Source organism: Flavobacteriaceae bacterium GSB9 (assembly GCA_022749295.1).
In the GTDB taxonomy this organism is placed as follows: Bacteria; Bacteroidota; Bacteroidia; order Flavobacteriales; family Flavobacteriaceae; genus Flavisericum.
In genome coordinates this window covers 2,897,159-2,913,806 of sequence record CP062007.1, presented here as the reverse complement: position 1 = coordinate 2,913,806, position 16,648 = coordinate 2,897,159, and the positions used below count along the sequence as shown (strand labels likewise).

Here is a 16,648-nt window from a genome sequence, read left to right as displayed (position 1 = left end):
TCGGGCATAAACCAACCAAAAATAATGTTCTGTTAACTACTTGTTAATTAACTACTCGATTGGGGACAGTCTTAAATTTCGTGCATGGCACAAAACGACCAATTCAATCTTTTTTTGATTGCATCAAGATATAAAATAGAAAAACTTTATCCTTATTTGCTCACAATAGCTGTCGCTTTGACTTCAGATTTAAACAGTTCAAAATCTGGAGACAATACTTTTGTTGCGAAAAAAATTAGAGCAATTAATAGAACAATGCGTTTAACATTTTTCATAATCAGTAGGTTAATTAGATTTGGAACAACGAACTTGGAAAATAAATTCTAAAAAAACAAACGAATAGCAAAAAAATCGTTAATTAACATGTGTTTTTTGCATTTCATCGATTAATAGCGAAATTAAAATTTAAAAAAGTAAGATTTAACCTATAATATCAATATATATGCAAAGTGTTAATTTATAAAACAAACCACCTCTAACATGAAAAAATTCACCTCTTAGCTTATGCTATGATGACTTTAACAAGTTGTAGTATAAACAGAGAATCTGAACCAACAACAAACAGCATTGATTCTACAGATTACCTATACTATATTTCTGGAAAAATAGATGGAGAGCCTTTTATTTTTGGTCAAAAATTAGATGATTCTTCTCTAAAATATTCCAATATAATTGGAGGTAGCCTCTCAGGAATTTGTGCTTATGGCGACTCTTACGGAATTAACTATGAAGTTGGCGTATACCCTGGCTTTTCCGAAAACTTAGCTTCAATCAATTTTGAGTTTATACGACTTTATCTGTGCGGACAAACCCCAACCCAAGCAGAACAATTCAATTCGTTATTTCCTGTGAAAAGTTATACGATTGCGTCAAGTAATGATAATCTTAACGGCACAACAGGAGCTGTAGGAGCAACTTATAGCCCAAACGTTGGTGAGGATACTTATTACACCAGTTATGGTGGAGACCAAACAAACAGTTATTTTGAAATCACCTCATCTGTTGAAATGAATCAATACCTGTTGGAGGTTTTAGTTAATGTTGCACAAGAAATTGAAGGTAATTTTGCTATTACGCTTTATAATTACGACGACCCTTCGGATGTTATAACGATTACCGATGGTAAGTTTAAGCTGCAGCCTGCATTGCCTTAAACCTAATCAATAACCTTAAAACCAGTATAAGCCTGCAATACTTCAGGAATTTCAATACCATTTTCGGTTTGGTAATTTTCCAATATTCCTGCCAATACACGCGGCAAGGCAAGCGAACTACCATTTAAAGTATGGGCCAGTTCGTTTTTGCCGTCACTGTTTTTAAACCTTAATTTCAATCGGTTAGCCTGAAAGGTTTCAAAATTTGAAACTGAAGAAATTTCCAACCAGCGATCTTGTGCCGTTGAAAACACTTCAAAATCGTAAGTTAAGGCCGATGTAAAACCTAAATCGCCACCACAAAGCCTTAATATTCTGTAAGGCAATTTTAGTTCTTCTAAAATGGTTTTTACGTGAGCTACCATGCCATCTAATGCTTCGTACGATTTGCTTGGGTGCTCTATGCGCAAAATCTCAACTTTATCAAATTGGTGCAAACGGTTTAAGCCGCGAACGTGCGCCCCGTAACTTCCGGCCTCGCGACGGAAACATGGCGTATAACCTGTTATGCTAATGGGTAAATCGTTTTCGTTTAAAACTACATCCCTAAAAATGTTGGTTCCTGGCACTTCGGCCGTTGGAATTAGGTAAAGGTTATCTGCCGTAACATGGTACATTTGCCCCTCTTTGTCAGGCAACTGCCCAGTACCAAAACCAGAAGCTTCATTAACTAGATGTGGCAACTGGTACTCGGTGTAACCAGCAGCAGTGTTTTTATCTAAAAAATAGGCGATTAGAGCACGCTGTAGCCTGGCACCTTTTCCTTTGTAAACAGGAAAACCTGCACCGGTAATTTTATTACCCAACTCAAAATCTATGATGTCGTATTTTTTAGCCAGTTCCCAATGCGGTAAAGCTCCATTATGAAGTTTGGGCACCTCGCCAGATTTAAATACCTCTTCATTATCTTGGTCGGTACTCCCTTGTGGCACTATTTTATTAGGCACATTGGGTATTTTGTACAACAAGTCATTAAGCGCTTCGGCTTTTTGATTTAAAGCTTCGGTTAATTCTTTTGAAGCCTCTTTTAACTGACTCGTTTTCTCCTTTAAAACATTGGCCTTATTAACTTCACCAGACTTGTATAAGTTGCCTATTTCTTTTGAAAGCGTATTTGATTCGGCCAAAGTATTGTCCAGTTCGGTTTGAAGACGTCTTCTGTCCTCATCAAAAGTAAGCACATCGTTAATCATTTGGGCAGCGTCAATATTTCGTTTTGCTAACCGCTCAACTATTAAATCTTTGTTTTCTCTAATAAAGGCAACTTGTAACATGTAGTGAAAATTTAAGCGACAAATTTAAGGAATTACTTATTTATTTGCCCGGGTTTTGAAGGTAAAATCCAAGCACTGTGTTTAAATGGATACCAAGGTGAATTAGCCAAATCTATTTCTGGATTTATTAAAGGTTCAAATGGCTTGCCGTTAACACTTACTTTGCAATTTACATAAACCGCAATCGCTTTGCCTTTGGCCGCATATTCTTGCTTTAAGTGCTGGGCAAACTGCCATATAACATCGGGCTTTGTACTGGCCGCCCGCTTTTGTTTGGTCGTTAAGTAATCGTTTAAATTAACATACTCGCGTCTGTTGGTCTCCTTGTCTTCTATCCAATACGCAATTTGTGCGCCTTTGGTACGAAGCATCATACGCCACGACAGTCTGTGGCCTTCTTCGGTCCAAAGTACATTATCTTCAAAAAAATGATGCCTTAAAGGCAGGCCTATTTGCACTATAAAGTATATTGAAAAAACGCTTATCCACAAGCTTTTATACTTTGGAAGCACTACGGCTTGACCGTCATAAAACGGTTTTCTTTTTAAGAAAATCTTATGAATGGTTTTTGGTTCGAAAAAGAACAATGTAAAAGCCAACGCTAAATAGGGAAAAATCCCTATTTGAAACACCACAGAGTTAAATAAATGAAAAAATACAGATACCCAAAAGGCATATTTTCGAGTGGGCTTGTAAAGTAGCAACGGCACAATTAAGCCATCAAACACAATTCCACCATAGGTTAAAACATAATGCATCCATTTCTGCTGAAGCAAATTACCAATCAAAACATAGTGCTGCTTGGCTTCCATAAACAACTCCATGACGGTTGTGTTTAACCAATCTGGGTATAATTTCGCTAATGAAGCATAGGTATAAACAATAAAAAGTTGTAAAATAATGACCCAACGACACCATTGCGGCATATCAATACGTTCTATTTTCGGATTTAATTTAGCATCAATTGAAGCATATCTATTAGCGGGCAGAAAAACCATTAAACTACTAATCAACATAAGCAGATAGTAATGGTTGTTATATGACGATTTTTGCATCAAGTAAGTTGCCGACCACATCAACGTAAAACCTACAACACTGAGTCTATACTTATAACCCAGCATAATAAATAAACCGAAAACACCCATTACAGTATAGTAAATATACATACCGTTGCCAGGAAGTGGTTGTAACCACTCAAAACCAATAAATGAAAACGTAAATTTAGGAGTGACAAGTACATCTTTTACCCAACCTGTGAATATGGCACCTACCGATTCTAAAAAACACAACAGGCCAAATATAATCCTGAAAACTATTAATGCAGAATTATCAATGCATTTAAACAGCCAATTATTGAGCATTTTGTTTTGAAATATATTCCAGTGCCGTTTTTTTATCTATGGCTAGTTGTTCTTTTAAACCTTCAACCGATTCAAATTTCTTTTCGTCGCGGAGGCGTTGCAACAAGTCGACTTGAATTTTTTCACCATAAATATCTGCATCAAAATCAAAGAAGTTCACCTCAATGGTTTGATGGCTACCATTTACCGTTGGATTGGTTCCAATATTCATCATGCCATAAAAAAGACGACCATTTATTTTAGAGCTTACTATATATGCCCCTTTTTTCGGAATGAGCTTATAATCTTCCTCAATGTGGATATTAGCAGTTGGATAGTGGATTTGCTTACCCAAGCCCTTCCCTTTTGAAACAACACCGGTTAGCATAAAATTATATCCTAAATAAGCATTAGCCTTAGCAATATCGCCTTCCTTTAATGCTGTTCTTATTTTGGTGGAACTTACCGAAACATCGTTGATATCCTGAGCCGAAATCTCTTCAACTTGAAAACCATAAATCTCACCAAAGGCTTTCAAGTCGTTGATATCAGCATTTCTATTTCGTCCAAAACGATGGTCGTAACCTATAATCACCTTTTTAGCATTAAGCTTATCCACTAAAATTTGCTTCACAAAATCTTCTGCAGACAGCCTTGAAAACTCGTGGGTAAATGTCTTAATAATTAAATAATCCAACCCAAGTGCATTTAAAATCCCGTGGCGCTCATCAATGGTATTAATGAGTTTTATGTTCGAATCTTTTTGCAAAACCATGCGTGGATGTGGGAAAAAAGTAAGAATGACAGATTTTAACCCAAACGCTGCACCCGTTTTAATAAGGCGCTTTATTATTTTTTGATGCCCAATGTGCACCCCATCGAAAGTCCCGATAGTCACTACCGTTTCTTGGTTTTCTAAAGCATTTAAATTACTCTTCGTTTTCAAGCCGATTATTTTCTACAAAACTAGGTATAATAGATCTTAAAACAAACTGAAAGCTTTTACAGAAAACCAAAGTTGCTGTTTATTTTAGCAACCCATTACTTTTTCAAGGTAAATTTAAAGTTTATACTAAACTTATGGCTTAAACATGTTTTGGCTATTGAAAACAGCTTTTATTTTTTGCAATTCATATTAATACAAAGTATTTTTAGCCAGCTACAATGCACAAACAACAATTGCTATGAATCTTTTTACAAGAAATTTAACCGCTCTCGCCATACTGTTTTTATGTATTTCTACTAATGTGTTTTCCCAAAACCAACAAGGCTTGTGGACTAAAACACCTACCCTGACGGGAAAAAAGTTTGTTAGGAAAACAGAACCTTCAAAGGCTGGCTACTTTCAATTGGATATAGAAAAACTGAAAACAACTCTAACAAAAGCCCATAGAACCTCAACAAAGGATGCTTCCAATGTTTTAATAAACTTCCCAAACAGTTCGGGCGAGCTAGAAACGTTTAAAGTTGAAGAATCTTCAATTTTAGAACCCGATTTTCAAGCCAAACATCCAAACATAAGAACTTTTATTGGCCAAAACATTAATAACCACGCTTCGAGTATAGCTTTTAGCCTGACTACACGTGGCCTTCATGCTATGGTATTTTCAACTGAAAATGGTGTGCAGTTTATCGACCCCTATACAGAGAACAACACCTACATTGTTTACAACAAGGGAGATCTGCCCAACTTAAAAAAAGGTTTTGAATGTTATTTTGAAGAAACCATTAATACAGCAAAAAACACAACCAAAACCACAAAATCCTTTAAAAACGCCAATGATGGCATTTTAAGAACGTTTAGGCTGGCTTTAGCCTCTACTATTGAATATTCAGAGTTCCACTGGATGGCTGCTGGTTTATCACCAAGTGACAGCGAAGCTGATAAAAAAATTGAAGTTTTGAACGCTATGGTAACAACCATGACACGTGTTAATGCTATTTTTCAGCGCGATTTATCCATTAAAATGGTATTGATTGACAATACCGATATTATTTTTATTGACTCTGACAGTTTTGACAACAACGATGCCGAAATTTTAATTGACCAAAGCCAATCTGTTATAAACAGTACCATACTTCCAGAAAATTATGATATTGGCCATACATTTAGTACCGGCGGCGGCGGTTACGCCACATTAAATTCCCCATGTGTAGACGAGCAGAAAGCCATGGGTATTACGGGGTCATCTGTTCCTGTTGGCGATGCCTACGATATCGATTTTGTGGCTCACGAAATGGGACATCAATTTGGAGCTCCCCACACCTTTAACGGCAACACGGGAAGTTGTAGCGGTAACAGAAGTTCAAGCAATGCCTACGAACCGGGTAGTGGCTCAACAATTATGGCCTATGCTGGCTTATGCTCATCACAGAACGTGCAACTGAGCAGCGATGCCTATTTTCATCAAAAAAGTATTCAAATGATTTGGGACAACATAACCACAGGCCTGAGTACTTGCGCCACACAAACGGCCACAGGAAATTCAGCCCCCCTAGCAAACGCAGGGAACAATTACACCATTCCCATTTCAACAGCCTTCAAGCTTACCGGAAACTCAACCGACCCCGATGGCATAAGCACCCATACTTATACGTGGGAGCAATACGATTTGGGAGCGGCGGGAGCACCTGAAGAAAGCAATACTACAGGTCCATTATTTCGATCTTATGAAGGCACAAATAACAGCACAAGATATTTTCCTGATTTCCCTGATTACCTTACAACCAATGGCTCAACCGATTGGGAAAAACTGCCCTCGGTTAACAGAACCATGGAATTTGCTTTAACCGTAAGGGACAACGATGTTATTGGAACGAATGGTGGTGGACAAACCGATGTAGACTTTATGCAAATTACCGTAAATAGCACCGAACCTTTTACTGCAAACAATCCTGTTAATTGGGCACAAACCACAACACAAACCATAGAATGGAATGTTGGACAAACTGCAGATGCAGCCACTATAAATTGCCAGTTTGTAAATATTAAATTATCAACTGATAGTGGCAAAACCTTTCCTACAACCATAGTTTCAAACACAGCTAACGATGGTTCGTACACTTACACCGTGCCCGCAATTGCAGATACCAATACAGCACGTATATTAATTGAAGCTGCCGATAATATTTTTTACGACGTCTCTGATTTTGATTTTTCAATTTCAACAAATCCCGGCTTTTTTATTGTTGAACCAACTTTATCTCCAATTAGTTGTGGCGACAACAGTGCTACGTTTAATTTTGAATATGTTGCGGTAAATGGGTTTTCTGAAACTACCACATTCAGCGCTTCCGGTGTGCCAGGAGGTGCTACCGTTTCATTTTCGCCAACAAATTTGAGTAATTCCGGTACTGCAACCATGACCATAGGTAATTTAGACGATGTATCGCAAGGCAATTACAATATCGTTATTACTGGTACGGCCACAACACAAACCAAAAACGTTTATGTAGATTTTCCTTTTTTCAATTCCATTTGTATTGCATCAGGCAATCTCGATTATCAAACAAGTACTACACTTGTGCAATTTAATACCATTGATAATGCATCAGGCAAATCTGCTTATTCCGATTTTACAACAACTTCCACTACCGTAAACCGAAACAGTACATATGATCTAACGGTAAACGCCAACACCGACCCCAATGATGGTGCTTACGAAACCACTACCAAGGTTTGGATAGACTGGAACCAAAACTGTAGTTTTGACGACCCTGGAGAGGAATACGATTTAGGTGATGCCTTTAATGTAGCCGATGGCCCTACCAACAATTCACCACTATCAATTACGGTTCCTAATGATGCGATTTTAGGAAATACTATAATGCGCGTAGCTACAAAGTACAAAGATGATGGAGAACCAACTGCATGCGAAAATAATTTTGACGGCGAAATTGAAGATTACAAATTAAGCATTGAAGCCGCCTTGAGCATTAAAGCGTTTGACTTCGAAGATTTTCAAGTGTTTCCAAACCCTAATCGCGGTGAATTTACCATAAAATTACGAAGTACTTCTGCAAGCAAAATAGCGGTTGACCTTTTTGATGTTAGTGGACGAATTATTTATCATAAAACGTATAAAGAGGCGGGAGATTTTAGTGAAACCGTAAGGCTGAAGACTACCCAATCGGGTATCTACATTTTAAAAGTTAATGATGGCCTAATGCAATCGACAAAGAAAATAGTCATTGAATAAGGTTCCACTAAAAGTTACTTTTAACCTGTGCTTTATTTGCCGTTAAAAGCATTCATAGTATTATTGACACCGGCTAGAACAAAAGATTTAATCAGCTCTGAGGATTTCTCCAATCGCTCCCTCAACTGACTGGTTTCTTCGTCTGTCCATTCGCCCAAAACATAATCAATTTGTCGACCTTTACCAAATGCATCACTAATTCCGAACCTAAATCGGTTGTATTTTGTGGTATTTAATTTATGCTGAATATCCTTTAACCCATTATGGCCTCCGTCGCTGCCTTTAGTTTTTAATCGGATGCTTCCAAAGGGCAAGTTCAAATCGTCAGTAATCACTAAAAGGTTCTCCATTGGAATTTTTTCTTTGGTCATCCAATACACAACAGCTTTCCCACTTAAATTCATATAGGTACTGGGCTTTAAAAAAATAAAGGTTCGTCCTTTTAATTTATAGGTTGCCACATCACCCAATTTTTGGGTCTCAAAAGTCAAATCTTCTTGGCTCGCAAAATAATCTAACACTTTAAAACCTATGTTATGGCGTGTGTTTGCATACTTTTCACCAATATTACCCAAGCCCACTATCAAAAATTTTTTCATAACATCTCGTTCTTCTGAATGCGTTTTTTTCTTAAATAATTGCTTTAAAAATGCCCACATAGAAGTTCGTTGTTTTGTGCAAAAATAAAAAAGCATCCTAAATAATGTAGGATGCTTTTAACACTAATATTTTAAAGCAAAGGAAACACTCCTTTTTTTATAATTCTAACGCTTTTTTAACATCATTATCCATCAACAGTTCAATAGGGTTTTCTAGAGCTTCTTTAACGGCCACTAAGAATCCCACACTCTCCTTACCATCAATAATTCTATGGTCGTAAGATAGTGCAACATACATGATAGGACGAATTTCTACTTTTCCATCAATGGCTACAGGACGCTCAACGATATTATGCATACCTAAAATACCACTTTGCGGTGGATTAATGATTGGTGTAGATAACATACTGCCAAAAACACCTCCGTTGGTAATTGTAAAGGTACCACCGGTCATTTCATCAACTGTAATTTGACCATCTCTGGCACGAAGCGCTAAACGCTTTACTTCAGACTCTACACCTCTAAAGCTTAAATTCTCTGCATTTCGTATTACAGGCACCATTAGACCTTTTGGTCCGGAAACGGCAATACTGATATCGCAAAACTCATAGGTTAGCATTTCCTTTCCGTCAATCATCGAGTTTACTGCAGGGTACATTTCCAAAGCACGTACCACAGCTTTTGTAAAGAAACTCATAAACCCAAGGCTAACACCATGTTTAGACTTAAAGGTTTCTTTATATTCTGAACGCAATGCAAATATTGGCGACATATCAACCTCGTTAAAGGTGGTTAACATGGCCGTTGTATTTTTAGCCTCAACTAATCGCTCGGCTACCTTGCGGCGTAACATCGACATTTTAGTGCGAGACGTGCCTCTATTTCCACCAGTTGGTGTTCCCATAGAGGGTACTGCTTTAACAGCGTCGTCTTTAGTTACTCTTCCATCTTTTCCTGTTCCTTTAACTGAGGATGCTTCAATATCTTTCTCGGCCAAAATCTTTTTTGCGGCAGGACTGGCACTTCCTGTCGCATACGTTTTAGACTCTGGTGCAGATGCTTTTGAAGCTTCTTCTTTAGGAGCTTCTTCTTTCTTTTCTTCTTTTGGAGCCTCGTCGCCTTCTGGCTTCTCAGCATCCGTATCAATTAAGCAAACTACAGCGCCAACAGCAACCGCATCACCTTCTTCTGCTTTTAGGGTAATGGTACCACTAGCTTCAGCAGGCAACTCTAAAGTAGCCTTATCGCTATCTACCTCTGCTATAGCTTGGTCTTTTTCAACATAATCTCCATCTTCTACAAGCCATGTTGCTATTTCAACTTCCGTAATAGATTCCCCTGGCGAAGGAACTTTCATTTCTAAAATCATTCTTTATAATTTTAATGGTATCTTAAATTCTTTTTGTTTTTATTCAGTGATGTCAAAAACATCGTTTATAACACGTTTTTGCCTTCTCTTATCTCTGGTACTAGAACCTGGTGCCGGAACGGAACTATATGGTCTAGAACATACTTCCAATTTAACCAAGTCCATGCGTTGAGCCATATGCATCCACGCGCCCATATTTTTAGGTTCTTCTTGAGCCCAAACGTATTTTTCTACGTTGGCATAACGATTAATTACTTCTTGGATTTTACCTAAGTGAAGTGGAAACAGCTGTTCTATTCTAACTAAGGCAACATCATCTCTATTCAGTGATTCTCTTTCTTCCAATAGATCGTAATAGAATTTACCGGTACAGAACACTAGTTTTTTAACGTTTTTAGGTTCTATTGTATCGTCTATAACCTCTTGGAATTTTCCTGAAGCCAATTCGCTAATTGACGACACCGCTTTAGGATGACGCAATAAACTCTTTGGGGTAAATACGATTAGCGGTTTTCTGAAATCGCGTTTCATTTGACGACGTAACAGATGGAACATATTAGCTGGTGTCGTACAATCGGCAACCACCATATTGTCATTTCCGCATAATTGTAGGTAGCGTTCTATTCTAGCTGATGAATGCTCAGATCCTTGCCCTTCATATCCATGGGGCAAAAGTACAACAATACCGTTTTGTGATTTCCACTTGTCTTCGGCTGCCGATAAATATTGATCGAAAATAATCTGGGCACCGTTACTGAAATCTCCAAACTGCGCTTCCCAAATGGTTAATGTGTTTGGGTTTGCCATAGCATAACCATAGTCGAAACCTAAAACACCATACTCCGATAAAAAGGAATTGTAAATATACATTTCGCCTTTATTATCTGAATTAGTGTTTAAAAGATTAATACGCTCTTCAGATTTTTCGTCCCTTAAAATGGCATGACGGTGACTAAAGGTACCGCGCTCTACGTCTTGTCCTGATATACGCACGTTATAGCCTTCTTCCAACAAACTTCCATAGGCCAAAGTTTCGGCCATGCCCCAATCAAGGGTATCGGTTTCAAAAACCATTTTTGAACGCCCTTCTAAAATACGCTCAGCTTTTCTTAAAAACTTAACGCCTTCTGGAACTGTAGAGACAATTTTTGAAATATGCTTTAGCTTTTCTTCAGCATAGCCCGTTTCCATTGATTCTAGCATCGCCTCGATACCTCTACGTTCAAAACCTTCCCAACGCGCTGGCATAAACTCTCTTACCTTAGATGAATCGGCCTCTTTCGATTTGGCATATTCTGACTCTAAAGTATCTTTAAACTCATCTACCATATTGGTTACATAGGCTTTATCAACTGTATTTTCGGCGATAAGCTTCTCAGAGTATATTTTAAACGGATTAGGATGTTTAGCTATTTCTTTGTAAAGTTTAGGTTGTGTAAACCTAGGTTCATCACCTTCGTTGTGACCATATTTTCTGTATCCTAATAAGTCGATATAAACATCTTTCTTGTATCGCATTCTGTACTCTAAGGCCAATTCAACAGCATGAACCACGGCTTCAGCATCATCAGCATTAACGTGCATCACCGGTGAAAGGGTAACTTTGGCCACATCGGTACAATAAGTACTGGAACGTGCATCCAAATAATTGGTTGTAAATCCTATTTGGTTATTAACAACAATATGAACCGTACCTCCTGTTTTATAACCATTTAGTTGGCTCATTTGTGCTACTTCATAAGCCACGCCTTGCCCCGCAATGGCAGCGTCGCCGTGCACAATTATGGGGATTATTTTAGAATCGTCTCCGTCATAGTCATTGTCAATCTTAGCTCTGGTAATTCCTTCTGCCACTGGAGCAACAGTTTCAAGATGGGATGGGTTAGGCACCAAATTCATTTTGATAGTTTTCCCATTTTGATAGGTTTTATCTAGCGTTAAACCTAAGTGATATTTTACGTCGCCATCAATATTTTCATCTTCGAAATCTTTTCCATCAAATTCGTTAAACAACTCGTTTAAAGGTTTTCTGAAAATATTAACCAATGTACTCAACCGACCACGGTGGGCCATACCTAAAACGCACTCTTTGACGTCAAATTTTTCAACGGCATAGAATAGAACGTTACTTATAGCTGGTATTAAAGACTCACCTCCCTCTAACGAAAACCGCTTTTGCCCAACATATTTTGTTTGCAAAAAGTTTTCAAAAGTTACGGCTTGGTTTATTTTGGATAAAATATATTTCTTCTTTTCGACCGAAAAATTGGGTTGATTATCATTGGAGTTCAAATTGCCCTGCCACCAAGAAATCACCTCTGGGTTACGCAAATACATATACTCCACACCAATAGAACTACAGTAAATTCGCTTTAAGTGAACAATAATTTGTCGAAGTGTTTGAGCGCCAATCCCTAAAATTTCACCGGCATTAAAAACCGTATCTAAATCGTTTTCGGAAAGACCAAAATTTTCAATGTCTAGAGTTGGGGAATACGTTCTTCTATCACGTACAGGATTGGTTTTGGTAAACAAATGGCCACGCATTCTGTAGCCGTCAATTAATTTAATAACCTGAAATTCCTTTTGGAGGTATTCAGGCATTTGAGCAGACACACCATCTACTATCTCGCCATCCATTCCATAATTTTCACTACCAAAATCGTAACCTTGAAAGAAGGCTCTCCAACTTGGCTCTATTGCATCTGGATTTTGAAGGTACTGCTCGTATAAATCTGCAAAAAATGCTGTATGTGCTGCGTTTAAAAACGAAAATTTATCCATTGTTTCTTTTAATCCCGTGTAGGTTAGTCAAAATATTTTTCAAAAATACAACTTTTAGTAAAATTAGATGTTCGTTTAACTATATTTATAGCATTGAACCCTTTGAAATTAATATGCCATAATTATCTGTTAATTTTTTAATGATTTTTCACTGATATGAACGTATTACTCACAATCAATAAAAAAACATTCTTTATTTTAATCATTTTCCTGACTACTACAACTCATATTTCGGCTCAAAAAAGCTATTCTACTTTTTGGAATCAGGTTCGCTTTGGTGGTGGCTTAGGTTTAAATTTTGGTGACAATTATTTTAGCGCCACTATTGCACCGAGTGCCATTTATGAATTCAACAAGCATATTGCAACAGGCCTAGGTTTAAATGCCACATTCAACAATCAAAAAGGCCATTTTAAAACTACCATTTTAGGCGGCAGCCTTATTGCTTTGGGTAATATTTTTCAAACTTTTCAGCTATCAGCAGAATATGAACACCTTCATGTAAACAGAAGGTATAATGTAAATTTAGGTATTCCTGACGACCGCTATTGGTCCCCTGCCCTGTTTCTTGGCGCTGGGTACAGAAGCCGTAATGTTACCTTTGGAATTAGGTATGACATTCTATATGATCACACCAAAAGCATTTATGCCGATTCTTGGATGCCTTTTGTGAGACTTTATTTTTAATCTGTAACATTTGGGCAAACAAGCCTTAAACACCTCAAATCTTAAGACAAAACCTAAAAAGGACATTTTTATCTTAAATATGACTTTTATCATATTATCCTTCATAGTCTCCATGTATTTTTGTTGTACTAAACCAATATTACATGAAGACAATATTAAAATCAACAATCATTTTACTAGCTGCAATGCTAATAAGTTGTGGCGGGAAAGAGGAAAAAAAGAAAAAAGGGTTTTCATACGAAAAACCCAAAACAACGGAGCAAACAACTAAAAAAGCCGAGTCTGTTCCTGCCTCCAAACAAATAGACCTTAGCAATATAGGTGTTGGGCCTATTACCTCGCTTTCCTTAGACCCAGAAATAAATCAAGAAATGGCAGCTCAGGGCGCCGATGTGTTTAAAAAAATGTGCACAGCCTGCCACCGACCCGATAAAAAATTTATTGGACCCGCTCCAACCGGTGTTTTAGAGCGACGTTCTCCGGAATGGGTCATGAATATGATTTTAAATCCGGAAGAAATGGTGCAAAAAGACCCCTTGGCCAAAGCCCTGTTAATTGAGTTTAACGGCTCCCCAATGGCCAATCAAAACTTAAGTGAAGAAGATGCCAGAGCCGTATTAGAATACTTCAGAACCCTAAAATAAAGAAAACATGAAGCCAATTAAACAATTTATGTTCATGCTACTTTACACAACCTTCATTCTAGGTTTTACTCTTGTAGCATGCAACAATCAGTCAAAAAACAACACCACCGAAACAAAAGAAAGTGAGACAACTACAACACAACAATCTGGTCAAGCTTTTATTACTGATGATGAGGCTACACCTAACTGTTTACAAATAGCCATTAATTCCCCAAACCACAAAACGCTTGTTGCTGCTGTTAAAGCCGCTCAAGTTGAAAACGCTTTGGTAAATGTTGGCCCTTTAACCGTTTTTGCACCAACAGACAAAGCTTTTGCCGCATTACCAGAAGGCACCGTTGAGAATTTAGTGAAACCTGAAAACAAGTCTACTCTGGCCGATATTCTAAAATACCACGTTACTCCGGGCAATTTAAGCGCCACTATTTTAACTAAGCTTCCAAAACTAGGACAGGCAAATAACCAATATGTTCAAGTTGAGGTGGTTGACGGAAAACCTATTATTGGAGGCGCCAACATCATTGCTTCGGTAAAAGCCGGTAACGGTATTGTTCACGTTATAGACAAAGTACTTTTACCGCCTTCAAAAGACAATAATTCTAACTAAATACAAAACAATGAAAACAATATTAAAATCAACTATTGCACTGTTTGCCATTCTTGCGGCTTTTACCAGTTGTAATAATTCGGGCAAATCTTCTGGAAAATCCGGAGCCCTAGCTGGCAATGTTGCCGAAAAAGTTTACGTTGCTCCCGGTGAGCACGATGAGTTTTACGCCTTTATCTCTGGCGGGTTTAGCGGACAGCTGTCTGTTTACGGATTACCATCCGGTCGCTTATTTAAAGTTATACCTGTGTTTTCGCAAGATGCCGAAAAAGCTTATGGCTATAACGAAGAAACAAAACCTATGCTTAACACCTCGCACGGTTTTGTACCATGGGACGATGCCCACCACCCAGACATTTCACAAACAAATGGGGTGATTGATGGTCGCTGGGTTTTTATTAATGGAAATAACACCCCTCGCATTGCTAAAGTAGATTTGTCAACTTTTGAAACCACCGAAATTATTGAAGTCCCCAACAGTGCGGGTAATCACAGTTCTTCATTTGTTACAGAAAACACAGAATATGTAGTTGCCGGAACTCGTTTTTCAGTGCCAATTCCACAGAAAGACATGCCCATTAAAGACTACAAAGGTAACTTTAAAGGGTCTTTAACCTTTATTTCTGTTGAACCAGAACATGGGCACATGGACATCAAGTTCCAATTAATCATGCCTGGTTTTGATTACGATTTATCACATCCCGGTAGAGGTAAATCACACGGCTGGTTTTTCTTCACTACGTACAACTCTGAGGAAGCTAACACATTACTAGAGGTTAATGCGTCTCAAAACGACAAAGACTTTATTGCTGCCGTTAACTGGAAAAAAATAGAAGAATACGTAAACAATGGTGGCGGTACTATGATGCCCGCTAATTATGCCCATAACGTTTACGACGAATCAACTCATAGCGCAACCTCAACCATGAAAAAAGAGGTTTTAACGGTTAACCCGTTAGAGGTACCTGGTGCAGTATTTTTGTTGCCAACACCTAAATCACCTCACGGCTGTGATGTTGACCCTTCTGGCGAGTACATTGTTGGTAACGGTAAACTTTCTGCAAACCTTACAGTACATTCATTTACCAAAATGCTAGATGCCATTGAAAACGAAAAATTTGCTGGCGATGCTTATGGTATTCCTATTTTAAACTTTGATGATGTTTTAGCCGGTTCAGTTGAGCAACCTGGATTGGGTCCCTTACATACCGAATTTGATGGTAAAGGCAATGCCTACACCACATTCTTTATTTCTTCTGAAGTTGTAAAATGGAAACTTGGTACATGGGAAGTGGTAGACAGGCAGCCTTGCTACTATTCTGTGGGGCACTTAATGATTCCTGGTGGTAATTCACAAAAACCTTGGGGCAAATATGTTGTAGCTATGAATAAAATCACAAAAGACCGCTATTTGCCAACAGGCCCAGAGGTAACACAATCGGCTCAGCTCTATGATATTTCGGGCGACAAGATGGAGCTCCTGTTAGACTTCCCAACCATTGGCGAACCCCATTACGCTGCTGGTTGCCCTGCAGATTTAATAAAACCACGTTCTAAAAAGATTTTTAACCTAGAAGACAATCAACATCCTTTTGCAACAAAAAATGAGGCCGATACAAAAGTGGTTCGCGATGGAAAAACAGTTCATGTTTACATGACTATGATTCGCAGTCATTTTTCTCCAGATAATATTGAAGGTATTAAAGTGGGCGACCGCGTTTACTTTCATGTTACCAATTTAGAACAAGATTACGATGTACCTCACGGTATTAGCATGATTGGCGCTAACACATCTGAGCTGTTAATTATGCCAGGGCAAACCGAAACCTTTGTTTGGGAACCCAAACAAGAAGGCGTATGGCCGTTTTATTGTACCGATTTCTGTTCTGCTTTGCACCAAGAAATGCAAGGTTATGTTCGCGTTTCGGCAACGAATGCCAAAACACCACTAAAATGGTCGTTGGGTGAGAATATTGAGTAATTAAAAATCA

At 38.1% G+C, this 16,648-nt stretch carries 13 protein-coding genes; 7 read left to right on the top strand and 6 right to left on the bottom strand.

Annotation, left to right across the window (positions count from 1 at the left end):
- The first annotated feature begins 84 nt into the window (after window positions 1-84).
- Together GSB9_02573 and GSB9_02572 are read left to right on the top strand one after the other, a co-directional pair.
- On the top strand, window positions 85-327 hold the full coding sequence (locus GSB9_02573) for a hypothetical protein (protein UKM66000.1): 243 nt from the start codon (window positions 85-87) through the stop codon (window positions 325-327).
- A gap of 182 nt (window positions 328-509) precedes the next feature.
- Entirely contained in the window at window positions 510-1,154 is a 645-nt protein-coding gene (locus GSB9_02572; protein UKM65999.1) for a DUF5025 domain-containing protein, read from the top strand.
- A 2-nt stretch (window positions 1,155-1,156) separates the two neighbouring features.
- On the opposite strand, the gene serS is transcribed toward GSB9_02572, so the two are convergent.
- Genes serS through GSB9_02569 form a run of 3 tightly spaced genes read right to left on the bottom strand, consistent with a single transcriptional unit; the run spans window position 1,157 to window position 4,714 of the window.
- Window positions 1,157-2,428, bottom strand: a complete 1,272-nt coding sequence (gene serS / locus GSB9_02571; GenBank protein ID UKM65998.1) for a serine--tRNA ligase — start codon at window positions 2,426-2,428, stop codon at window positions 1,157-1,159.
- Window positions 2,429-2,460: 32 nt separating this feature from the next.
- Window positions 2,461-3,789, bottom strand: a complete 1,329-nt coding sequence (locus GSB9_02570) for an HTTM domain-containing protein (protein ID UKM65997.1) — start codon at window positions 3,787-3,789, stop codon at window positions 2,461-2,463.
- Complete coding sequence (locus GSB9_02569) at window positions 3,779-4,714, bottom strand: bifunctional riboflavin kinase/FAD synthetase (GenBank protein UKM65996.1); 936 nt, start codon at window positions 4,712-4,714, stop codon at window positions 3,779-3,781. The genes GSB9_02570 and GSB9_02569 overlap by 11 nt, the downstream gene beginning before the upstream one ends.
- A 238-nt stretch (window positions 4,715-4,952) precedes the next feature.
- Here GSB9_02569 and GSB9_02568 point away from each other — a divergent pair, with 238 nt between their 5' ends.
- Window positions 4,953-7,967 carry a M12 family metallo-peptidase gene (locus tag GSB9_02568; protein ID UKM65995.1) on the top strand — a complete coding sequence of 1,005 codons (3,015 nt, stop codon included), beginning with the start codon at window positions 4,953-4,955 and terminating at the stop codon, window positions 7,965-7,967.
- A gap of 32 nt (window positions 7,968-7,999) precedes the next feature.
- On the opposite strand, the gene pth is transcribed toward GSB9_02568, so the two are convergent.
- The 3 genes from pth to GSB9_02565 form a co-directional block, all read right to left on the bottom strand.
- Window positions 8,000-8,626: an aminoacyl-tRNA hydrolase gene (gene pth / locus GSB9_02567; protein ID UKM65994.1), complete on the bottom strand. Its 627-nt coding sequence runs from the start codon at window positions 8,624-8,626 to the stop codon at window positions 8,000-8,002.
- A 97-nt stretch (window positions 8,627-8,723) separates the two neighbouring features.
- A complete protein-coding gene (gene odhB / locus GSB9_02566; protein ID UKM65993.1) occupies window positions 8,724-9,935 on the bottom strand; it encodes a 2-oxoglutarate dehydrogenase complex dihydrolipoyllysine-residue succinyltransferase in 1,212 nt (403 codons plus the stop codon).
- A gap of 39 nt (window positions 9,936-9,974) precedes the next feature.
- Window positions 9,975-12,719, bottom strand: a complete 2,745-nt coding sequence (locus GSB9_02565) for a 2-oxoglutarate dehydrogenase E1 component (protein ID UKM65992.1) — start codon at window positions 12,717-12,719, stop codon at window positions 9,975-9,977.
- A gap of 156 nt (window positions 12,720-12,875) precedes the next feature.
- Between GSB9_02565 and GSB9_02564 the strand changes: the two genes are divergently transcribed.
- From GSB9_02564 to nosZ, 4 genes are all read left to right on the top strand, one after another.
- Window positions 12,876-13,406: an alpha-ketoglutarate decarboxylase gene (locus tag GSB9_02564; GenBank protein ID UKM65991.1), complete on the top strand. Its 531-nt coding sequence runs from the start codon at window positions 12,876-12,878 to the stop codon at window positions 13,404-13,406.
- Between the two features lie 143 nt (window positions 13,407-13,549).
- Window positions 13,550-14,050 (top strand): cytochrome c, encoded by a 501-nt coding sequence (locus GSB9_02563; GenBank protein UKM65990.1) that lies wholly within the window; start codon window positions 13,550-13,552, stop codon window positions 14,048-14,050.
- A gap of 7 nt (window positions 14,051-14,057) precedes the next feature.
- On the top strand, window positions 14,058-14,657 hold the full coding sequence (locus tag GSB9_02562) for a fasciclin domain-containing protein (protein ID UKM65989.2): 600 nt from the start codon (window positions 14,058-14,060) through the stop codon (window positions 14,655-14,657).
- A 10-nt stretch (window positions 14,658-14,667) separates the two neighbouring features.
- On the top strand, window positions 14,668-16,638 hold the full coding sequence (gene nosZ / locus GSB9_02561; protein ID UKM65988.1) for a Sec-dependent nitrous-oxide reductase: 1,971 nt from the start codon (window positions 14,668-14,670) through the stop codon (window positions 16,636-16,638).
- Window positions 16,639-16,648 lie beyond the last annotated feature (10 nt).